Source organism: Devosia sp. WQ 349K1, assembly GCF_016595685.1.
Classification (GTDB): domain Bacteria; phylum Pseudomonadota; class Alphaproteobacteria; order Rhizobiales; family Devosiaceae; genus Devosia.
Map to the genome: position 1 here is coordinate 88,090 of NZ_JAENGO010000002.1, position 21,490 is coordinate 109,579.

Consider the following 21,490-nt stretch of genomic DNA (forward strand, 5'->3'; position numbering starts at 1 on the left):
TACCTCCGGCCCCACACACATTTCTTCCCCTCCCCCGTATTCGGGCGAGGCCGGGTGGGGGCTTTCCTCCAAACCCGCTCCTACTCACTCCTGAGCACGTTCAGGTATAGTCTGCTTGGGTCATACCCAAGGGGGCCGAGCCACGCGAGCGCACACCTGCGATGACAGAAGTCACCCGTCACCGGTGATCCTCACCACCGCCCAAGCGTGCCAAGAAATCCCCGCCGCCAAAACCACGCCCATCATGGGAGCCCCCTGCCCCTCACTCCGCGCCGAGCGCCTCCCACCAAAAAAGGCCGCCCCCTTGGCGGCGCGATCTTTTCCGCCTTTGCGCCCCTTTCTCGCGCCCCAAACCGCCACCTCCGCGCCCATGCTCGTGCCCATAAAGGCCAGCAGAATGCCCATGATGTGCCAATTGGCGCCCCTAAATCGGCAACACGCGCGAACTCTTCACTGCCCCCAGCGAAAAACTGCTCTCGATCGAGGCGACGCCGTCGAGCTGCGTCAGCCGTTTGCGCAGGAAAGTCTCATAGGCTTCCAGATCGGCGCAAACCACGCGCATGAGAAAGTCGAACTTGCCCGTCATTAGATAGCAGTCCATCACCTCCGGCCACCGACTGATGGCCGCGCCAAAGTCGTCGAGATTTTGCGCCCGCTGCTGTTCGAGTTTAATCGAGATGAACACCGAAACGGGCAGCCCCACCGCCTTGGGATCAATGCTCGCCCCATAGCCGGAGATAATCCCGGCCTCCTCCAGCTGCCGCACCCGCCGCAGACAGGGCGAGGGCGAAATGCCCACCCGCTCGGACAATGCCTGCACTGTAATGCGCCCATCCTCCTGCAACGCACGCAAGATTTTGTTGTCGATTGGATCGATCTCTCGTTTGGCGAATTCTGCCAAGATTATCTCCAGAACTTGCGATTTCCTGCGCTAACAATCGCCTTAGAGGGCGAGATAGGCGGAAACCGTCCATGAACAGAGCATAATGTCAGACATTATGGGAGGACAAGCCAATGACACTAGGTTCGGATCGCATTGCGGCCATTGAAGCACTGAACAAGAAATCTCTCTGGCTTGCCAGTTGGATGGTGCATCACGCCAATCACATCCGGCCCAATGTCGACGGCGTTAAAGTGGGCGGGCATCAGGCCAGCTCGGCTTCCATGGCCATGCTGCTCTCGACCCTCTATTTCGGCGTATTGAAGCCTGAAGATCGTGTCGCCGTAAAACCGCACGCGGCGCCGATCTTTCACGCCATCCAATATTTGATGGGCCGACAGGAAAAGCAAAAGCTCATTGATTTCAGAGCCTTCGGAGGCGCACAGTCCTACCCGTCCCGCACCAAAGACACCGCAGACGTTGATGTTTCCACCGGCTCCGTGGGCCTTGGCGTTGCCTTCACCGCCTTTGCCTCGCTGATCCAAGATTATGTCCGCGCCAAATCTTGGGCCAAGACCGACCGCCCCGAAGGGCGGATGATCGCACTCGCCGGGGATGCCGAACTCGACGAAGGCAATATCTACGAATGCCTGCTCGAAGGCTGGAAGCACGGGCTGCGCAATTGCTGGTGGATCATCGATTACAACCGCCAAAGCCTTGATGGTGTTGTCCGCGAAGGGCTTTACGACCGCATCGAAGCTATCTTCCAGGCCTTCGGCTGGACGGTCGTCACCTTGAAATATGGTGCCCTTCAACGCGCCGCCTTTGCCGAACCCGGCGGCGATAAGCTCAAGTCCTGGATCGATAATTGCCCCAATGATCTCTATTCGGCGCTGATGTTCCGGGGCGGCGCGGCTTGGCGCGAGCGCCTCACCGATGCCATCGGCGATCAGGGCGAAGTCTCCGCCCTCCTCGCTCGCCGTTCTGATGCTGAGCTTGCCGAACTCATGGCCAATCTCGGCGGCCACTGCGCCGAGAGCTTGCTGGAGCAGTTCAACGCCGCAGGCTCGGATACACCCACCGTCTTCATCGCCTATACGGTGAAGGGCTGGGGCACTCCGCTCGCGGGGCATAAGGACAATCACGCAGGGCAGATGACGTCGGCCCAGATTGAGCAGCTCCGCGCTGCGCACAAAATCCGCGACGGGCATGAGTGGGACCGCTTTGAAGGTCTTGAAAATCCTGAAGAACTTCAGTCCTTCTTGGACGCAGTCCCCTTCAACACCAAGGCCTCACGCCGTCTCTCCTCGGCCGCTGTCCCCACCATTGGCCCCCAGTTCCTCGGCACAGGCGCGACCTCCACTCAAGCCGCATTTGCCAAAATTCTCGACGCCTATGCGAAATCTGACAGCGCCTTGTCCGAACGCATTATCACCACCTCGCCTGACGTCACCGTCTCAACTGGCCTTGGCGCTTGGGTCAACCGGCGCAATCTCTTTGCCCCCAAAGAGAAGGTCGACCTCTTCCAAAAAGAGGCCATCCCCTCGACGCAGAAATGGCGCTTCACCCCCTCAGGCCAGCACATGGAACTCGGCATTGCCGAGATGAACCTCTTCCTCATGCTCGGCGCGGCAGGGCTCTCGCATTCGCTCTTTGGCGAACGCCTGCTCCCCGTCGGGACACTCTACGATCCGTTCATTTCGCGCGGCCTCGATGCGCTCAATTATGCCTGCTACCAGGACGCTCGCTTCCTGCTGGTCGCGACGCCTTCCGGCGTTTCCTTGGCGGGTGAAGGCGGCGCCCACCAGTCCATCGCCTCGCCACTGATCGGCATGGCGCAGGATGGTCTCGCCAGCTTTGAGCCAGCCTTTGCCGACGAGCTGGCGATCATCACCGATTGGGCTTTTGACTACATGCAACGCACGGGCGATGCTCGCCCTGACCTCGCAGATTGGCCGCGCGACGTCACCGGCGGCTCGGTCTATCTGCGCCTCTCGACCCGCACGCTCGAGCAGCCACCCCGCCCCGTTACACCAGCCCTCAGCGAAGGCATTATCCGCGGTGCCTATTGGCTCAATCCACCAACGCCGCAATGCGAGGTTGTGCTGGCCTATCAAGGCGTGCTGGCCAGCGAAGCCATTGAAGCGGCGGCACGATTGGGCGGCGACCGACGCAATGTTGCCGTGCTCGCCATCACCTCCGCCGACCGCCTCAACGCGGGCTGGCAGGGCTCAGTGCGCGCCCGCATGCATGGCGACCACACGCCGAGCCATATCGAGCAGCTGCTGGCCCAAGTGCCCAATAAAATCGGCATCGTCACCGCGATTGACGCCCATCCAGCAACGCTCTCGTGGATCGGCAGCGTCTGTGGCCACCGCACCATAGCGCTCGGCGTCGAGCACTTTGGTCAAACCGGCACGGTTCAGGACCTTTACCGCCACTTCGGCATTTCATCCGACGATATTGTTCGTGCAGCAAAGCAGTTCGCCTCATTTTGAGGCGAACTGGCCAGGCAATAAACACGGCCCCTCTATTGCAATCGTTTCCTAGAAATACGCTTGTCAGCGTCGATTTCATTTGTCAGACATATGTCAATTGGTTCGTTTGGAAGGGACAGACGAACCAAGCACGAGCGCAAAGATGCGCCGGACTTCAGGGAACGACATCAAGCTTCGAGAAGGAGGGAGCTCATGCACATTCTACCGAAATTGGTAGGCGCACTGGCCGTCGCAACAGCGTTGACCATGCCGGCCTTGGCCCAAACCACCATTGTGGCACCGGGCCAATCGACCACCGGCACCTACATGGACTACATGAAGACGGTCTATGACCGCGCCACCTTCGCTGAACTCCTGCAAATTCCGATCGCTACTTTCGATAAGGAATTTGAGCTTGTTCCGATGGCAGCGGAAAGCTGGAGCCAATCGGAGGATGGCCTCACCTGGACCTTCAAGCTGCGCCCCGGCCTCGTTTGGTCCGATGGTGAACCTCTGACCTCGGAAGACTTTGTTTTCTCGCTCCAGCGTGCAGCCAATTCGGGCTATGACTTTGCTTGGTATTGGGATTTTGCTGGCGGGATCAAGGGCTGGAAGGAAGTCACCGAAGGCGCTGACGCTTCCGAACTGGCCGTCAAAGCTGTCGATGATCTGACCATCGAGATCACCACCGTCGCACCAAAACCCTATTTCCCATCCGTCACCAGCCTCTGGTATCCGGTGCCAAAGCACCAGCAGGATAAGTTCGGCGACGATTGGGCCCTCAATGTCGAAAACGTTGTGTCCTCCGGTCCGTTCTCGGTCGAGAGCTGGGAGAAGTCGAACAATTCTGTCGTCTTCGTAAAATCCCCGACCTACACCGGTCCATGGCAGGCACAGGTCGATCGCCTCGAAGTGGATCCGACCATTGGCGCGCCAGAAGTTGGCCTGCCGGCCTTCCTCGCGGGCGATGCGGATTACACCTTCCTCAACACCGGACAGGTCCCCGTCGCCACCGCGACCAATCCTGACGGCATCCGCAAGAACGCCGTGTTCGCAACGTCCTACATTTCCTATGATTTGGACGCCGAACCCTTCAACAATGTCGACGTCCGCCGCGCCTTCTACCACGCAGTTGACCGTGCTGAGCTGACGTCCACCGTTCTCAAGGACATCGCCATCCCAGCCGGGTCAATCCTGCCCCCGGGCTATCCTGGCTACAATCCAGACGTCGTCGCACAGGCAACTTTCGACCCCGAAAAGGCCAAAAAGCATCTCGCCGATGCAGGCTTCCCGAACGGAGAAGGCTTCCCCAATGTCGACATCTGGATTCGTGAAGAGGGCGGCTATAACGGCGCTATTGTTCCGGCTATGGCGCAGTACCTTCAGGCTGAATTGAAGGAACACCTCAACATCACCGTCTCAATCCGTCAGCTCCCCGGCGCTGAATGGATGGACGGCCTGCGTGGCAAGAAGAACAACATCTTCATCGCCCCGTATGAATATGACTATCTCGATCCGTCAAACTTCTACGGCATCTTCTACAATGGTGGCCGTCATGGCTACTTCGTGCCGGAATATGACGCGCTCGTCGCCAAGGCTGACGCCGAAAGCGACTGGGATACCCGCTACGATCTCTACGCTCAGGCCGAACAGGTCATGATCGATCAGGGCCTGATCGTGCCGCTGGTGCACCCGATTACCACTGCTGTGATCTCTGGCGATTTGGGCGGCGAAGCCTCGCAGCCAAACTCTCTTGGCTTCACCCCGCTTGACCGCCTTGGCCACTACTTCTTCACGCACCTGACGAAGTAATCCAGCAGCATCCTAGCGTCCCTTGGTTCCTCGTGCCGAGGGACGCTAGCCCAGTTAGGTCAGCCCATGCCCCTCATCGAAATCGAAGACCTGCGCGTCAGTTTCCGTCAATACGGCGGCAAAATTGATGCTGTTCGTGGCGTCAATTTCACGCTCGACGAAGGCGAAAGCCTCGGTATCGTGGGCGAGAGTGGATCAGGGAAATCCGTGAGCTGCAGCGCTCTCATGCGCTTACTACCCGCCACCGCAGAGGTGAGTGCCACAAAACTCATACTCGGCGGCATCGACGTCACCAAAGCCAATAAGGAAGATCTGGCGCGCCTTCGCGGTCACTTTGCCTCCATGATCTTCCAAGATCCGATGACGGCGTTTGACCCCGTTTTCACCATCGGCCACCAGATCGCCGAAACCATTCAGGCCCACCGAAACCTGCCCAAGAAGCAGGCTCTGGCGGAAGCCGAAGACCTCCTGCGCCGCGTCGAAATCAAAAACGCAGCGGATGTCGTCAATTATTACCCCCACCAGCTTTCGGGCGGCATGTTGCAGCGCGCTATGATCGCCATGGCACTCTCTTGCCGACCCAAAGTTCTGATCGCGGACGAGCCCACCACCGCGCTCGACGTCACCATTCAGGCCCAGATCCTCGAACTCATAAAGAAAGTTCAGGCCGAGTTTGGCATGGCCCTGATCATGATCACCCACGATCTGGGCGTCATCGCCGAAACCGTCGATCGTGTGCTGGTCATGTATCGCGGCGAAGTGGTCGAACAAGGCTCCGTGCAGCAGATTTTTGATGCGCCGGAACAAGCGTATACCAAGCAACTCTTAGCCTCGCTTCATTCCAGTTTCGAGCCGTCGCGCGGCAGCGATGATGAGACCCCGGCACTTGAACTAAAGGGCGTTCAGAAAACCTATCGCATCCGCCGCCGCAGCGGGTTTCGCACTGAATATTCCGATTTCAACGCCGTCCAAAAAGTGGACCTCGTCCTGCCGAAAAACCGCATCGTTGCCGTAGTGGGCGAAAGCGGTTCAGGCAAAACCACCACCGGCATGATGGCGCTACGCCTCCTCGATTCCACCGCTGGGCAAATCCTCTTGCACGGCACCGACATCTCTTCGCTCCCCCCCGCCGACCTCAAGGCGTGGCGCAAGAAAATGCAGGTTGTCTTCCAAGACAGCTACTCAGCGCTCGACCCGATGATGACGCTGACGCAGATCATTGCCGAGCCTCTCCATATTCATCAGCTGGGCACCCCAAAAGAACAGGCTGAGAAAGCCATTGCTTGGCTTGAGCGCGTCGGCCTCGACCGGAGCTTTGCCACCCGCTACCCCCATGAGCTTTCCGGCGGCCAACGCCAGCGCGTCGCCATTGCCCGCGCCCTCATCTTGGAGCCGGACGTCCTCGTTGCCGACGAGCCGACATCAGCGCTCGACGTCACCGTCAAAGCCCAGATCATTGGGCTTCTCAAACAGCTGCAAGCGGAGATGGGCCTATCCATCCTCTTCATCAGCCACGACCTCTCGACAGTGAAGTCCCTCACCGACAGCGTGGTCGTTATGTATAAGGGGCGCGTTATCGAAGAGGCACCAACTGAGCGCATTTTTGCCGATGCCCAACATCCCTATACGCAGGCCCTGCTTGACGCCGTCCCGGCCACTAATCCGCGTGACAAACGCAGCCGCACATTCCTAACAGCGGAAGAGATCGCCGCTCGCACCCCACGCTTTACCGTCATTCAAACCGGCGCCGCGCCGAACAAAACCCCGCAACTCGTCACCATCGCGCCCGGCCACCGGGTCGAAGCGATTGTGACGACGTAAAGGAGGAGCGACCATGCTGAGCTATATCCTGCGCCGCCTCGTCTCAGTTGCGTTCACCTTCATCGTGGTGTCGCTGATCATCTTCTTCATGATGCACGCTGTCCCCGGCGGCCCGTTCGACGCCAACGACATGCCGGTCTCCGCCGCCGTCCGCGAAAAGCTTATGGCCCAGCTTGGGCTCGATCAGCCGCTCTACGTGCAATACTTCAAATACATGTGGGGCGTGCTCCATCTCGATTTCGGCGTGCCCTATCAAAGCCCCGGTGAGAGCGTGCTGCAATTGCTCTCCCGCGCTTGGGTCCCCAGCCTTGTCTTGGGGGGCCTCGGCGTTGTGGTCGGCGCGCCCTTGGGCATTCTTTTGGGCATGGCGGCAGCGCTCAATCGCAACACCTGGATCGACTATGTGGCCTCTGCTGTCGCGACCATCGGCCTGACCATTCCGGTGTTCGTCACCTCAATGCTGCTGATTTTGGTGTTTGCAGTATGGCTCAAATGGTTTCCGGCGAGCGGTTGGCCCCATCCCAATCGCTGGGTTCTCCCTGTCATTGCCTATGCCGCAATTCCGCTCGCCACATACGCGCGCTACACCCGCTCTGCCATGCTCGACACCCTGAGTAAGCCCTTCGTCAACGTGTTGCGCGCCAAGGGCCTTTCCGAGCGAAAAATCATCTTCCAGCACGTGCTGCGCAATTCGGCCATTCCACTGGTGACCGTCTTCCTCCCTATGTTCATTGGCACAGCAACAGGCTCGATCTTTGTCGAAGCCATGTTCCGCGTGCCCGGCCTTGGGTCATACTTCGTCTCCTCGATCCAGAACCGCGATTATCCGCTCGAGATGGCGCTCATGCTCATGATCACCTTCATGTACTGCATCGCCTATCTGCTCTCGGACATCGTCTATGCGCTGATCAATCCGCGTATCCGCGTAGGAGGCAGCCAATGACCGACATCCTAACCCCACCGCCAGCGAGCAACCGCAGCCCCCTCTGGTTCGCTTGGATGCGCTTTAGCTCAAACAAAGCCGCCCTCGTCGGTGGCATCGTCATGGTAGTGCTGATCTGGATGGCGATCTTCGCCCCGATCATGACCCCCGTCGAACCCGAAGCGCAGCTCTTTCTCACCCAAGCCCTCGCCTTCCCTTCCCCCGAGCATTGGATGGGAATTGATAATCTCGGGCGCGATTTTTACACCCGCATCGTCTATGGCGCGCGCGTCTCGCTCTCCATCGGCTTTATTGCGGCTGGGTTTTCCGTCCTTATAGGAATTCCCCTTGGCGCTTTGGCAGGCTATTTCGGCGGCAAAGTCGATTGGGTCATCATGCGTATCATCGAGCTCTTCTCGGTTGTTCCGCCGCTGCTCGCCGCCATGCTCTTGGGTGCCCTCACCCGTGGCGGCTATCCCACCATTGTCGCCATCGCGGCGCTCTTTGGCTGGGTGCAAGTCTGCCTACTCGTCCGCGCCCAGGTGAAGGCATCGCGCGAGAAGGAATTTGTCCGCGCCGCCGAGGCCCTCGGAGCTTCCCCTTGGTACATCATCCGTCGCCATCTCATTCCAAATTCCATTAGCCCGATCATTGTCGGTTTCGTGCTTGCGATCCCCCTCGCCATGATGCTCGAAGCCTCATTGAGCTTCCTTGGAATTGGTGTTCCCCCGCCAACCCCCACCTGGGGTCAGATGATCAATGAAGGCATCAACTTCATGTTCTTCTATTGGCACCTCGCCGTGTTCCCCACGGCAGCCCTTGCTATCACCGTTCTCGCCACCTCGCTGTTTGGCGATGGTCTGCGAGACGCCCTCGATCCGACCCTGAAAGGCCGTTAATCGTGTCTGAAAATCTTGCTCGACAGTTCCTCATCCGCGAGGATGTCGTTTTCCTCAACCACGGCTCTTTTGGCGCGTGTCCGCGCCCGGTGTTTGAGACCTACCAAGGCTGGCAGCTCGAATTGGAGCGCGAACCCGTCGAATTCCTCGGCCGCAAGCTCACTGAAAACATGCGCGTGCCGCGTCAGGCCCTCGCTGCCGAACTGAACTGTGACGAACAGGAAGTTGTGGGCGTCATCAACGCCACCACCGGCCTCAACATTGTTGCGCGCTCGCTCGACCTCAAGCCGGGCGATCAGATCCTCACCACTGACCACGAATACTCCGCTCTGGAAAAAACCTGGGCCTTTATCTGCCGCCAAACTGGCGCAGAAATTGTCGTCGTCGATGTGCCCTTGCCGCTCACCAGCGAAGAGCAGTTCACCAAGGCCATCGTGTCCGGCATGACTGAGCGCACCAAAGTGCTCTTCCTTAGCCACATCACATCCGCAACAGCCCTCGTGTTCCCGGTCGAGCCCGCCATTGCTGAGGCCCGTAAGCGCGGCATCTGGTCAGTTATCGACGGTGCCCACGCCCCCGGCCATATCCCGCTCGACATGCAAAAGCTTGGCGCCGATTTCTACTCTGGCAATTGCCACAAGTGGATGATGGCCCCCAAGGGTTCAGCCTTCCTCTATGCCCGCCCCGAGGTTCAATCCCTGCTCGACCCTCTGGTTGTCAGCCACGGCTGGACCGCGCAATCCAAGGACCCCGGCGCCAAGGGGGCATTCGACAACTCCCCCTTTGTCGATGAGATCGAAATGATGGGCACGCGTGACCCTTCGGCTTTCCTCGCCATTCCCGCCGCGCTCAAATTCCGCGACGACAATGATTGGCCCGCTGTTGCCGAACATTGCCGCGCCCTCGCGCAAGACACCGGTGAACGCATTGCCAGACTCACGGGCCTTGAATCCTTCAGCTCGCCCGAGTTTTGCGCCCCGCAAATGGTCGCCATGCCGATCCCGGAATGCGATCCGCTGGCCATCCACACGGCGCTCTTTGAGCAGTACAAAATCGAAATCCCGGTTTTCCGCTGGAAAGAACACTGCGTCGCACGTGTTTCCGTGCAGGGCTACAACTCCAAACCACAGATGGATCGCTTGGTTGAGGCTCTCACGGAGCTTTTGAACTTAAACAAGGCATAGGCTGACAAACGCTCTCAGATGTGGTGAGAGAGAGTAACAAGCCGCCACACCGAGAGGATCGGGCACCCATGGATCGGGAAAATGCCCTTAACTATCTGGAGCCTTTAGAGAACCGTACGCGCAATGTGGCGGTACAGGACGCGCTCGCCGAAATGGTCGAGCGCGCCGGTCTCAAAATCGGCGACCGCCTCCCGCCAGAATTGTCCTTGGCCTCGTCTTTGGGCGTCGGCCGTTCGACAATTCGGGAGGCCCTCAATCGCTGGGAAGGCCTTGGCGTCATCCGTCGCCGTCGTGGCGACGGAACCTATCTCACCGCCAATGTGCAAACCTCGCGCGGGCTCATTCCCACCATGGTCCGCTTGGAAGGCGAAGCCCTGCTCCGCCTTCTCGAAATTCGCCGTACGCTCGAAATCGACGTCGTGCGCAAAGCCACGATCCACGCCAGCGATGCGCAGCGCAAAGAGATCAGTCGACTGGGCGACATTCTTCTCAAGGCAGTCAATGGTGGTCACCCTTGGCGCAAAGAAGACCATGCTTTCCACGACGCCATCTATCATGCCTCCGGCAATCCCATGTATGGCCAGATACTCACCAATCTCGACCACGCCCTCGAACGTGACGTAAACTCGCCGTACAATCGCGATGCCTTCGGTCTGGGGTCTTTCCCCATGCACAAGGATCTGGCCGACGCCATTCTGGCCAGCAATCCAGATCGGGCTGTCCAAGCGATCAGCGAAGTGATCGACAATGTGGAGTTCGAAATCCGCGCAATCTTGGCTGCCACCAAGGACAGTTAGTGCGCGACAAAAAATAGCGCGATCAACTCGCCACCGCCCTACTCCCGCCCAAGCTGCAAATCACCTATATGATGGACAAACGCAGCGAGTAGCCCGTGACTGAATTTTTCCGCATTGAGAGCCCGAGCTTTGATCCCACCACGGGAGAGGCCCGCTTTACCTATACGCTGAACGATCTCAGCTTCACCGAAGTGTTGACCCTGCCGCAAGGCGCGGACAGCGCGGCGGCACAAACCTCTAACTTCGAAAAACTCCTCGGGCTTACCGCGATCACCTTGGGCGTGAGCTACTTTAAGCTCCGCGCCCCGTTTGCCATCGAAGCGCCAAGCATTCCTCTCACCTCTGCCGAACGCGCCTTCGTCATCGACATCTATGAAAACGGCCTCGGCGAATTCTACGCCCGCAATGAGCTGGCTCGCTTCGGTAAGCTCACGCTCACCGCGCCCGAGGACACTGTTGCCCGCAAACCCGAGATCACTCTGCTCGAACGCACCCTGCTGCCCATTGGCGGCGGCAAGGATAGTCTCGTCAGCGTTGATCTCCTGACCCACACGGGTGTGCCATTCACCCCGTTTGCGGTCAATCCTAAGGGCCCGATCGTCTCTTGCGTGGATGCCATCGGCACCGCGCCCGTTTACGTGTCGCGAAAACTCGACGCTGAGATGATCCGCCTCTCCAAGGAACCGGGCTATTACAACGGTCACGTGCCCTCGACCGCGATCAACTCCATGATCGCCTCGCTGTGCGCTGTGCTCTTTGGCTACGATCAGATCGTTCTCTCCAATGAGCGCTCGGCCAGCGAAGGCAATGTCGTGTTCGATGGCCGTGAGACCAATCACCAATATTCAAAGTCCCTCGGCTTTGAGCTGCTGATTGCCGATACGCTCGCCAATGCCACTGGCGGTGCGCTGAAGTATTTCTCGTTGCTCCGTCCCTATTCGGAAGCCCGCATTGCCTCGCTTTTCACCAAGAGCGATAAATTCGACGCGGTCTTTTCGAGCTGCAATCGCAACTTCCGCCTCACGGGCAATGACGGCGCATTGTGGTGCGGCGAATGCCCAAAATGTCACTTCGTCTTCCTGATCTTCGCGCCCTTCATGAAGAAGGAACGGCTACTGCGCATCTTCGGCAATAACCTTCTGGAAGTCGCTGAATACGAACATTCCTTCCGCGAGCTCTCCGGCCTTGCTGGCCAAAAGCCTTGGGAATGCGTTGGCGAAATTCTCGAAGCCGCAGCATGCTTCTACACATTGTCGCGCCACGCCGATTGGTATCAGGACACCATCGTCAAGACCCTCAAGGATGACCTCCTCGCCCAATACGGCGAAGAAAAACTCCAACTCGCCATGGCTGAGTGTCTCACCGACAGTCGCGATCATCACATCCCGCCCGCCCTCTCGGCCAAGGTGCAAGCTTATGCGGTTTGAAGAACCGGTCCTGCTCTACGGCGCAGGCAAGGAAGCCCTGTCGACGCGCGCTTTCCTAAAAGCCCAGCAGCCCAACCTGCCGGTCTTCGTCGCAGTCGATAGCGGCACGGCCGACGTTCCGGACACGGTGCAGATCCCGGCAGATGAGCTGCCGCGCGCCATTGCTGAGCGACGCTTTAGCTACATCATCAAAAGCCCCGGCGTGTCGCGCTACAAGCCGATCTTTGAGATCGCCGCCGATGCTGGCATTTCCGTAACCTCGAACCTCAATCTCTGGGGGTCGAGCTATCGCGCGGGCCGCACCGTGATCGCCATCACCGGAACCAAGGGCAAGTCGACCACAGCCACGCTCACCCATCTCATGCTCACCCGTTCGGGTATTGATGCAGGTCTGGCTGGCAATGTTGGCCTCGCGCCCATCGACATTGCCGACAAACATGCCGTCGTGATTTTTGAGCTCTCGAGCTACCAAACCTCGGACATGAGTTTTCTGCCCGATATTGCGGCCCTCACCAACCTCTACCCCGAACATGTCGATTGGCACGGCTCTGTCGAGCGCTATTACGCCGACAAGCTGCACCTCATCGATCGCGATGGTGATTTCCCGGTAGCGCTCGGTGCCAAAGCCAAGGGCAATGCACTGGTCGCCAAGGCGGTGCGTGATCATCGCCGTCTGGTTCAAGAGCTCACCGCTGACCAAGAACGCGCCATTGAAAACGCTGCGGCGCACTCGCGCCTCAAAGGCGCACACAATCTCGATAATGCCTTCCTCGCGGCCCAGATCGCTCTGGCCACAGGCGGAACTATGGACGGCATCCTTGCCGGAATCGCCGCCTTCCGCCCTCTGCCCCACCGTTTGGAAGAGCACAGCATCGGCGGCGTCACCTTCGTTGACGACAGCATTTCCACCACGCCTGAAGCCACCAAGGCCGCCCTTGCGGCCTATCCTGGCCGCCGTATCGCGCTGATCGCTGGCGGGCACGAGCGCGAACAGGACTATGCCGAGCTCGCCACGCTTCTGGCCCTGCGCGGCGTCACGACTTTGGTCACGCTTCCCGTCACGGGCAAGCGCCTCGCTGATGCCGCCCGCATCGCCGCGCCCGAGATTGTCGTGACCGAAGTGCCTGATCTTGAAGCCGCTATGCACACGCTCCTCGCGCAGCGCGAGCGTTTTGACACCATCATCCTCTCGCCCGGCGCGCCGTCGTACAACCAATTCAAAAACTTTGAAGAGCGCGGTGCCCGCTTTATCGCCTACGCTCAGGCGCTATTTGCGACCGCTTAATACGGGCCGTCGAGCCGATCGTTCGGCACGCCCGCAGCGGACAGGCTCTTGCGAATAACATTGAGAAGCTGCGCGTCGGTGATCCGGCGCGCCAGCTGCGGCATGATCCCGTTTTCGCGAAAGCTACGTGTATCCAAAAGGCGCGGCAAAGACCGATTGAGCTGATTTGAATCGTTCAGCCCGTATCCCGCCAGCACCCCGAACAGTGGCGCCGTCATGTTGTCCGCATTCTGTAGCAACACCGCATAGCGCCCAACCGCTTCCCAGTCTTCCTCAGCCAGTGCCACCATCGCCGGTGTGATGTAATACCAGCCCGGCGGATTGCTCGAACTTTCAAGCGCGATATCAAACAGCTCCATCGCCTCGCGTCGACGTCCCGCAATCGCGAGAGATTGAGAGTAGGCCGCCAGAAGTTCAGAATTGGCCGGGTCAAGCTTCTGCGCCGTCCCATAGGCCATTTCTTCGCTTTCAAAGTCCCCCCGTTCCCGACTAAAGCGGGCGAACTGTGTCCAAACGAAAGCATTCAGGGGTTCGCTGGAGACCGCCACGCGCAGCAGTTCTTCGGCCATCGCCGTGCGCACGCCCATATCGACGTTTTCATAGCCGCTACCGGCCGCTCCCCCCATGATCAGCAGCGCCTGTGCCGCCTGCACTTCCCCGGTCGCCCGCACATCCGGGCTCAGCTGCGCATAGCAGCGATTGCTGCGCGCAGCGGCATCGGGCGAAAGATCAGCGCGATAGCCAGAGTAGATCACTCTGCACAGATAGAGCGAAGGCACGACATTGATCTCTTGATCCGCCAAAATCGCCCGAACAGGCGCTAGCACCGGCCCATTGATATTGCTCAGCGCTGTCGCCAGTCGCAGGCTCACCGCATCGGTTAGGCCCTGAGAACCGCGCCCATCAACATTGGTGGTAATGACCTTGCTCCAGCTCACCTGGCCGGTCGCTGTATCGGTGAGGATCGCACTATACTGCGCCTCGTCACCATCGCGACGCACCGTACCGCTCAAAACAAAGTCAGCATCAACCAGCTGCGTCAGGCTGGTGCCCCCATATTTTGCCATCACCAAGCCTGAGCTATTCAACTTGGACACCAAATCAATGGCGAGACCAGCGGTCAGCGAAACATCGTCACCTGTTTGACTGAGGCGCTGAAACTCCATCACCTTTACCGACAATGGTTGGGTGAGATAACGCGCCTGCTCAGTCCGCTCTTCTTCCATGCCGCGAATAGCAAAAGTAATCGCAACCGCGGCAAACATCAGCGTCGCCAGGGCCAGCACACTCCACGATCGCAAGAGGTGCTGGCGACTCACCAGCGCGGAGCGAGCGGACGATTGTGGCGCGCTCTGCACCGCGTCCACCCCGACTTCGGGGTAAACTCTTGGTGTCGCCGAAGGACTTAAAACAGTAACCGGATCAACAACAACAAACTCCGGTACATATCGACCGGTTGGCAGTTCAATACGAACAGACTCACCTTGCCCGGCGCTGGCATAATACTGGGCGATTAACGCACGCAATCTACGCGCTTGCACGCGAACTATTGGGTCGGCCTGAGGGTCAAAATGGGCCGGACGATCGAACACGTCGACGGCGATGGAGTAAGCTTTTATGCTGCCTTCTTCGCCCCGCAGAGTGGCGCGAACGACATAATCAAGAAAGCGGCTAAGCTGCGTAGAACGCGCAATTTCTGGCCACGACAGCAGGTTTTGCAAGGCCGCAAGAACGTCTTTTTCTGCTGGTCTGTCGCTGGCCACAAAAGTCCCCCCACGCGGTCCGAACTAGCACCGTTTTACATGTAAAACGCAAGCGTTTGTTACCTGCGTTTAACGCCTATTTGCTTCCGGTGCAGAAACAATTCCCGCATACCAGTCCTCGTCGCGGCGCTTTCGTAGCGACGCTGGCCAGCGATTATTTCCCGCTGGATATCCAAAGTGAAATGCACGGGCCCCACCAAACGCCGCGCTAAGTCGGCGAGTGCATGGATCAAGACTACCGATGCTTCGGCATCCACTAAACAGGTAAGCGACAACTGCGTCCACAGGTCGCGTACCTAGGCGGAGAGAGATGCTGCAGAAGGGTCCCCCCGACTTCAACTGCGTTCCCTGCGTCCTCTCCGCCGCCTCAGTTTAGATCAACGGTCTGCACCACTGTTGATCTGATGCGCAGGGCACTCTCAGCTCTGTGCTTGGGCGCGGTTACAGCTCCTCCCTGCTGTGCCGCTCCGGGGGGAGGAATGATCTGCAAAGGCGCTAGTCCCTCAGCGAACTTGCCTCTTCCTCCCCGCGCCCCTCCCGCATATCGCTGCGCTCATGCACTTTCCGACTAAACGTTCGCAACGCCGCCATGATGATCACGGCGAGTAGAGCCACGCCGCCTGCGACCACATAATAGCCCAGTGCTGTTGCCAGCCCCACAGCCCCCGCCAGCCACATCCCGGCGCCGGTTGTCAGCCCTTGCACGCCCGCTCCGGAGCGGAAGATTGCGCCCGCGCCGAGGAACGCTATGCCCGCCGTCACCGCTTCGACCGCGCGGATCGGGTCCGCACGCATTTCGCCGCCTGCAACTGACTCAATTGTGTGGAAGATTTCAAAGGCGAGAATAGTGAACAGCGCGGCAGCGACTGACACCAGCATATGCGTCCTTAGCCCTGCTTCTGCGGTGCTAAGCTCGCGTTCGAGACCGATCAGGGCCCCAAACAGGGCCGCGATGCCAATGCGAATGGCGATGATGTGGAGCGGGAGGTAGGTATCGACCATCCCAAAGCTGTTACCCATGTCCATCTCAACTCATCCCTTGAACAAGACAATAAACAAAACTGTCGACGCCTCAGGGGGTTCCGAGTTGCGTGAGCTTAGCTGGCAGGTGGCTGCATTGCGCCATTGACGAGATAGACAATCGCGAAAAGCACGACGATAGCCACCAGCGACACGATCAAAACACGCGAATTCATCTTGCGCGAATTGCCCTGTCGCACTTCGTTCTCAGATTTATGCGGATCATAGGTCGGCATATCATTCTCCGGTTTCATCAAGTCCCAACGATGGGGGTAAGCCATGGTTCCCAAGTGCCATTGCGCTTGACGTAGAGCCGCGAGAGGTCGACCCTAAAGGCGAATTCAACTTGAGGCGAATATGATCAGCACCGAAGTTTTGACCCGAATGATAATGGCAGGCCAAGGCAAGGAGCCCGCCGATCTGGTCATCAAGAACATCGGTCTGCTCGACATCATCACTGGCCAAGTCACGGTCACCGACATCGCTATTGTTGGTGATCGGATCGTGGGAACCCATGAAACCTACGAGGGCAAAGTCACCATAGACGGCACCGGACGCTTCGCCGTCCCCGGCTTCATCGACACGCATCTGCATATCGAATCTTCCCTTGTCACCCCGCACGAGTTTGATCGCTGCGTTCTGCCCTACGGCGTAACAACCGTGCTCTGCGATCCCCATGAGATCGCCAATGTCCTCGGCAGCGAGGGCATACAATACTTCCTCGACAGTGCCGAACAGACCATCATGGACGTTCGGATCAATCTCTCCTCCTGCGTCCCGGCGACACCGTTTGAAACGGCTGGCGCCCAGCTCGAAATCGAAGATCTCCTCCCCTTCCGTAGCCACCACAAGGTCGTCGGCTTGGCTGAAATGATGAACTTCCCCGGGGTGCTCAATGCCGATCCCGGCATCATGGCCAAGCTCATCGCTTATCAGGACGGCCACATCGACGGTCACGCCCCGCTGCTCCTTGGTCTTGGCCTCAACGGCTATCTGGCGGCCGGCATCCGCACTGACCACGAAGCCACCAGCGCCGCCGAAGCGCGTGAGAAGCTGCGCAAGGGCATGGCCATTCTCATTCGTGAAGGCTCGGTCTCCAAAGACCTCGAAGCCTTGGCGGAAATTCTCGACGAAAACACCTCGAGCTTTGTCGCCCTCTGCACCGATGATCGCAACCCGCTCGACATTGCCGAAGAAGGCCATCTCGACAGCTCCATCCGCCGCCTCATCGCCCGTGGCTGCCCGCTGCACCACGTCTATCGTGCAGCCAGTCATTCGGCCGCCCGCATCTTTGGCCTCAAGGATCGCGGCATCCTCGGCTCCGGCTACCGCGCCGATATCGCCATTCTCGACAGCCTCGAAGACTGCCGCGTCTCCGATGTCATCTCAGCCGGTCGCCTCGTCACCCCCGAACTTTTTGACACGCGCAATCCCGTCGCCCCTGTTGGTCTAACCTCCGTTAAGGCCAAGCCCATTGCCGCAGACGCCTTCATCACCGAACCCAAACCCGGCCAAAACCGCGTTCCTGTCATCGGTGTCAAACCCGGCCTCATCCTCACCTTCCGCGAAGAAGCCGCTCTCGCCTCAACCGATTTCGGCCTTCAACCTGATTTTGAAGAAGACGTCATCAAAGTCGCCGTCATTGAGCGTCACGGCAAAAACGGCAACATCGGCCGCAGCTTCGTGAAGGGCTTTGGCCTCAAGCGCGGCGCCATAGCCTCGTCCGTCGGCCACGACAGCCATAACATCACCGTTGTGGGTGCCACCGACGCCGACATGGCGCTGGCCGTTAATCGCCTCATAGAACTGGGCGGCGGTTTCGTCGTCGCCAATGAGGGCCAGATCACAGCAGAACTGGCCCTACCCATCGCGGGCCTCATGAGCCCAAAACCCTTCGAAGAGGTGGCGCACGACCTCCACATCCTGCGCGAAGCCGCCAAGGTGCTAGATTGCGTTCTCCCCGAACCGTTCTTGCAGGTCGCCTTCCTCGCGCTCCCGGTCATTCCCCATCTCAAGCTCACGGACCGTGGCCTATTCGACGTCGACAAATTCGACTTCGTCGACTAACCGCATATAAGTTGAACTTGCTGGTCATGAAATAATTTAGTCTAGTGCGCCCACTGCGCACTGGACCTGCTATGACTGAAACGCCTCAGACCGTCTCACCCCGCTCCGTTCTCCAAGACACCGATGGCGACGCCATTCGCCGTGCCAAAACGCTGCTGCGCACCTCGCGCTATGGAGCTTTGGCCACGCTGGACCCAACGAGTGGCGCTCCAATCGCCTCCCGCGTTGGTACAGCGAGTGATTTCTATGGCCGCCCTGTCCTGCTCATTTCCGGCCTCACCGCCCATTACAAGGCGCTGCAAGCCGATCCACGTTGCTCTCTGCTCTTAGGCGAGGCCGGCAAGGGCGACCCCTTGGCCCATGCCCGCATCACCATTGCGTCCGAAGCGCGTTTTGTGGATCGCGACAGCGAAGAGCATCAAAGCCTCGCCTGGCGCTATTTGAACCACAATCCCAAAGCCAAGCTCTACGTCGACTTGGGCGATTTCTGCTTTGTCGTGCTTGAGCCTCTATCGGCAAGCCTTAATGCCGGTTTCGGCAAAGCTTATGCCCTCATCGCCAGCGACCTACTTACGCCGGAAAACCCAGACCTCGCCAAAGCCGAGCACCATGCGCTCGAACACATGAATGACGACCATATCGATGCCACAGCCGACTATGCGCGCCACTATTGCGGCGCCGAGCTTGGCAATTGGCTGCTCGCCAGTCTCGATGCCGATGGCATCACCATCGTTCTGGGCGATGACATGCGCCGCATCTATTTTGACGAGCCCGCCACCGTGCCGCAGGATTTTCATCTCAAGCTCGTCGCCATGGCAAAAACCGCCCGCATCGCTCTCAGCGCCGCCTCGGCAAACTGACGGCAAACAAAAGCCCTCGCAGACATTGCTCTGCGAGGGCTTTTTGAGGTCGGATGTAATCGACCAAAAGCTCACTTGGCGTCGCGCGCCTTGACCTTGCGGCGGGCGGCATGGAGCAGCGGCTCGGTATAGCCGCTCGGCTGGTCTGCCCCATGCAGCGCCAGATCAAGCGCCGCAACAAATGAGATCGATTGGAAATTGCCAGACATCGGGCGATAGAGCGGATCGCCCTGGTTCTGATCGTCCACGACTTGTGCCATGCGCTCGAACACCGAAGTCACTTCGTCCCGGCTCACCAGCCCATGACGCAGCCAATTGGCGACGGCTTGCGAAGAAATGCGGCAGGTCGCGCGGTCTTCCATCAAGCCAACGTTGTTGATGTCCGGAACCTTGGAACAGCCAACGCCCTGCTGCACCCAACGCACCACATAGCCCAAAATCCCCTGAGCATTGTTTTCGAGCTCGCGGATAATCTCTTCGCGGCTGAGCGAATACGGCTTCTGGATTGGCATCGAGAAGAGTTCGGAAAGCCCCGGCATCGCCTGGTTATGCCGGCGACGCTGCGCTTCGAACACATCAACCTGATGATAATGCAGCGCATGCAGGGTTGCCGCTGTCGGCGATGGTACCCAAGCGGTATTGGCGCCAGCATTAGGATGACCGATTTTGGCGTCCATCATGGCGGCCATATCGTCTGGCCGCGCCCACATGCCCTTGCCGATCTGCGCCTTGCCGGAAAGCCCACAGGCCAAGCCGATCAGCACATTGCGATCTTCATAGGACGAAATCCAGCGCTCGGACTTGATCTCATCCTTGCGCAACACCGCGCCAGCTTCCATCGAGGTGTGAATTTCATCGCCCGTACGGTCAAGGAAGCCGGTGTTGATGAAGAACACGCGCTCACGCGCCTCATAAATCGCCGCCTTGAGGTTTGCCGACGTGCGGCGCTCCTCATCCATGATGCCGATTTTGATGGTGTTCGGCGCAAGACCAAGGAAGCCTTCGACCGACGCAAAAATTCGGCAGGCAAAGGCGACTTCTTCCGGACCATGCATCTTCGGCTTGACGATATAGATTGAGCCCGTCGCCGAGTTGTTGCCCTGATCATGCATGGCGCACAGCGCGGTGATCGCCGCGTCCATCAGGCCTTCGCCAACGGGCTTGCCGTTCAGCAGCACCGCGTCCGTGGTCATCAAATGCCCGACATTGCGCACCAGCAAGAGCGAGCGGCCCTTGAGCACCAGCTCTTCGCCATTGACGCCGCGATAAACGCGATCCGCCTTGAGGCGACGCGTGACGGTCTTACCGCCCTTATCAAATGTATCTTCCAGATTACCCTGCATCAGGCCGAGCCAGTTGGCGTAAACGCCAACCTTGTCCTCAGCGTCTACAGCGGCAACCGAGTCTTCGCAGTCCTGAATAGTGGTCAGCGCCGACTCAACAATCACATCAGCCAGACCGGCTGCGTGGGTCGCGCCAATCATGTTCGATTTATCGATCAGCAAGATCGCATGCAGACCGTGGTGCTTGAGCACGATCTCCTGCTTATCGCCAACGCCCGAGTATCCCACGAAAGCATCAGCATCTGCGAGAGACACGTCACCCGCAGCGGTTTTGATCACCAGCGTTGCGACGCCACCCTGCTCCACCACGCTATATTGGGTGACAGATGTGTGGCTGCCTGCGGTCAGCGGGAACGAGGCATCGAGAAACTCTGCCGCCCGTGTCACAACGGCCGCGCCGCGTGCCGCGTTAAACGCCTTGCCCGGTGCCAGATCGCCATCCCGGCTGATTACATCAGTGCCGTAGAGCGCGTCATAAAGCGAACCCCAACGGGCATTGGCAGCATTCAGCGCATAACGGGCGTTCGAAACAGGCACCACCAACTGCGGCCCACAGAGCGACGTAATTTCTGGGTCGAGATTGCGGGTCGAAATGGTGAAGTCACCCGGCTCATCAACCAGATAACCGATCTCGCGCAGGAACTGCTCATAGCCCTCAGGATTGTTCGCGACGGGTCCATTCTGATGGTGCCAATCGTCAATCCGGCTCTGCAGCTGGTCGCGCTTTGCGAGGAATTGCGCATTCACTGGCACATGTTCGGCCAACAGCGCTGCAAACCCCGACCAAAACGCGTCTACCGATACGGGAAGTCCTGGAAGGGCCGCTTTTTCTACAAAATCCACCAGCAAGGGGTGAACGGAGAGGCCGGACTTCGTCACGTATTCGGTCATGTTAAAACTCTGCTCGAACAGTTTGGGGTACACTGGTTTATG

At 59.0% G+C, this 21,490-nt stretch carries 16 protein-coding genes; 11 read left to right on the forward strand and 5 right to left on the reverse strand.

The annotated features are described in order from the left end of the window. Positions 1 to 424: 424 nt before the first annotated feature. The gene (locus tag JHL21_RS05660) at positions 425 to 901 is read right to left on the reverse strand and encodes an Lrp/AsnC family transcriptional regulator (protein WP_200212412.1); all 477 of its coding nucleotides are present in this window, start codon (positions 899 to 901) and stop codon (positions 425 to 427) included. Positions 902 to 1,014: 113 nt separating this feature from the next. Here JHL21_RS05660 and JHL21_RS05665 point away from each other — a divergent pair, with 113 nt between their 5' ends. The 9 genes from JHL21_RS05665 to murD all read left to right on the forward strand — a co-directional run bounded on the left by JHL21_RS05665 (position 1,015) and on the right by murD (position 13,504). Continuing rightward, the gene (locus JHL21_RS05665; protein WP_200212414.1) at positions 1,015 to 3,378 is read left to right on the forward strand and encodes a transketolase; all 2,364 of its coding nucleotides are present in this window, start codon (positions 1,015 to 1,017) and stop codon (positions 3,376 to 3,378) included. A gap of 192 nt (positions 3,379 to 3,570) precedes the next feature. After that, positions 3,571 to 5,169, forward strand: a complete 1,599-nt coding sequence (locus JHL21_RS05670) for an ABC transporter substrate-binding protein (protein ID WP_200212416.1) — start codon at positions 3,571 to 3,573, stop codon at positions 5,167 to 5,169. Between the two features lie 66 nt (positions 5,170 to 5,235). Then, positions 5,236 to 6,990 (forward strand): ABC transporter ATP-binding protein, encoded by a 1,755-nt coding sequence (locus JHL21_RS05675; protein WP_200212418.1) that lies wholly within the window; start codon positions 5,236 to 5,238, stop codon positions 6,988 to 6,990. A gap of 13 nt (positions 6,991 to 7,003) precedes the next feature. Next, entirely contained in the window at positions 7,004 to 7,933 is a 930-nt protein-coding gene (locus tag JHL21_RS05680) for an ABC transporter permease (protein WP_199532294.1), read from the forward strand. Further along, positions 7,930 to 8,811, forward strand: coding sequence for an ABC transporter permease (locus tag JHL21_RS05685; protein ID WP_199532293.1), 882 nt, complete (start codon positions 7,930 to 7,932; stop codon positions 8,809 to 8,811). The genes JHL21_RS05680 and JHL21_RS05685 overlap by 4 nt, the downstream gene beginning before the upstream one ends. A 2-nt stretch (positions 8,812 to 8,813) precedes the next feature. Then, positions 8,814 to 9,995: an aminotransferase class V-fold PLP-dependent enzyme gene (locus tag JHL21_RS05690; RefSeq protein ID WP_200212420.1), complete on the forward strand. Its 1,182-nt coding sequence runs from the start codon at positions 8,814 to 8,816 to the stop codon at positions 9,993 to 9,995. A 68-nt stretch (positions 9,996 to 10,063) separates the two neighbouring features. Then, positions 10,064 to 10,792 carry a FadR/GntR family transcriptional regulator gene (locus tag JHL21_RS05695; RefSeq protein ID WP_169195684.1) on the forward strand — a complete coding sequence of 243 codons (729 nt, stop codon included), beginning with the start codon at positions 10,064 to 10,066 and terminating at the stop codon, positions 10,790 to 10,792. Between the two features lie 95 nt (positions 10,793 to 10,887). Next, the gene (locus tag JHL21_RS05700; RefSeq protein ID WP_200212422.1) at positions 10,888 to 12,219 is read left to right on the forward strand and encodes a hypothetical protein; all 1,332 of its coding nucleotides are present in this window, start codon (positions 10,888 to 10,890) and stop codon (positions 12,217 to 12,219) included. Then, on the forward strand, positions 12,209 to 13,504 hold the full coding sequence (gene murD, locus JHL21_RS05705) for a UDP-N-acetylmuramoyl-L-alanine--D-glutamate ligase (RefSeq protein ID WP_200212424.1): 1,296 nt from the start codon (positions 12,209 to 12,211) through the stop codon (positions 13,502 to 13,504). Before JHL21_RS05700 ends, murD begins: the two co-directional genes overlap by 11 nt. Here the strand turns inward: murD and JHL21_RS05710 are convergent. The 3 genes from JHL21_RS05710 to JHL21_RS05720 form a co-directional block, all read right to left on the reverse strand. Continuing rightward, a complete protein-coding gene (locus JHL21_RS05710) occupies positions 13,501 to 15,267 on the reverse strand; it encodes a hypothetical protein (RefSeq protein WP_200212426.1) in 1,767 nt (588 codons plus the stop codon). The genes murD and JHL21_RS05710 overlap by 4 nt on opposite strands. Before the next feature lie 495 nt (positions 15,268 to 15,762). Then, positions 15,763 to 16,293, reverse strand: coding sequence for an MgtC/SapB family protein (locus JHL21_RS05715; RefSeq protein ID WP_200212428.1), 531 nt, complete (start codon positions 16,291 to 16,293; stop codon positions 15,763 to 15,765). Positions 16,294 to 16,364: 71 nt separating this feature from the next. Further along, entirely contained in the window at positions 16,365 to 16,541 is a 177-nt protein-coding gene (locus JHL21_RS05720; RefSeq protein ID WP_169195689.1) for a hypothetical protein, read from the reverse strand. 103 nt (positions 16,542 to 16,644) lie between these two features. Here JHL21_RS05720 and ade point away from each other — a divergent pair, with 103 nt between their 5' ends. Both ade and JHL21_RS05730 read left to right on the forward strand, forming a co-directional pair. Then, entirely contained in the window at positions 16,645 to 18,354 is a 1,710-nt protein-coding gene (gene ade / locus JHL21_RS05725) for an adenine deaminase (RefSeq protein ID WP_200212430.1), read from the forward strand. A 71-nt stretch (positions 18,355 to 18,425) separates the two neighbouring features. Continuing rightward, on the forward strand, positions 18,426 to 19,214 hold the full coding sequence (locus JHL21_RS05730; protein WP_200212432.1) for a HugZ family protein: 789 nt from the start codon (positions 18,426 to 18,428) through the stop codon (positions 19,212 to 19,214). Between the two features lie 71 nt (positions 19,215 to 19,285). Here JHL21_RS05730 and JHL21_RS05735 read toward each other — a convergent pair whose 3' ends face one another. After that, a complete protein-coding gene (locus tag JHL21_RS05735) occupies positions 19,286 to 21,448 on the reverse strand; it encodes a malate synthase G (RefSeq protein WP_200212434.1) in 2,163 nt (720 codons plus the stop codon). Positions 21,449 to 21,490: the final 42 nt, after the last annotated feature.

What these genes read in the sequence shown, in the direction of transcription:
- JHL21_RS05665 (WP_200212414.1), top strand. Translation starts at nt 1,015, where the DNA reads ATGACACTAGGTTCGGATCGCATTGCGGCCATTGAAGCACTGAACAAG.
- ade (WP_200212430.1), top strand. Translation starts at nt 16,645, where the DNA reads ATGATCAGCACCGAAGTTTTGACCCGAATGATAATGGCAGGCCAAGGC.
- JHL21_RS05680 (WP_199532294.1), top strand. Translation starts at nt 7,004, where the DNA reads ATGCTGAGCTATATCCTGCGCCGCCTCGTCTCAGTTGCGTTCACCTTC.
- JHL21_RS05715 (WP_200212428.1), bottom strand. Translation starts at nt 16,293, where the DNA reads ATGGACATGGGTAACAGCTTTGGGATGGTCGATACCTACCTCCCGCTC.
- JHL21_RS05670 (WP_200212416.1), top strand. Translation starts at nt 3,571, where the DNA reads ATGCACATTCTACCGAAATTGGTAGGCGCACTGGCCGTCGCAACAGCG.
- JHL21_RS05735 (WP_200212434.1), bottom strand. Translation starts at nt 21,448, where the DNA reads ATGACCGAATACGTGACGAAGTCCGGCCTCTCCGTTCACCCCTTGCTG.
- JHL21_RS05685 (WP_199532293.1), top strand. Translation starts at nt 7,930, where the DNA reads ATGACCGACATCCTAACCCCACCGCCAGCGAGCAACCGCAGCCCCCTC.
- JHL21_RS05675 (WP_200212418.1), top strand. Translation starts at nt 5,236, where the DNA reads ATGCCCCTCATCGAAATCGAAGACCTGCGCGTCAGTTTCCGTCAATAC.
- JHL21_RS05730 (WP_200212432.1), top strand. Translation starts at nt 18,426, where the DNA reads ATGACTGAAACGCCTCAGACCGTCTCACCCCGCTCCGTTCTCCAAGAC.
- JHL21_RS05695 (WP_169195684.1), top strand. Translation starts at nt 10,064, where the DNA reads ATGGATCGGGAAAATGCCCTTAACTATCTGGAGCCTTTAGAGAACCGT.
- murD (WP_200212424.1), top strand. Translation starts at nt 12,209, where the DNA reads ATGCGGTTTGAAGAACCGGTCCTGCTCTACGGCGCAGGCAAGGAAGCC.
- JHL21_RS05720 (WP_169195689.1), bottom strand. Translation starts at nt 16,541, where the DNA reads ATGAAACCGGAGAATGATATGCCGACCTATGATCCGCATAAATCTGAG.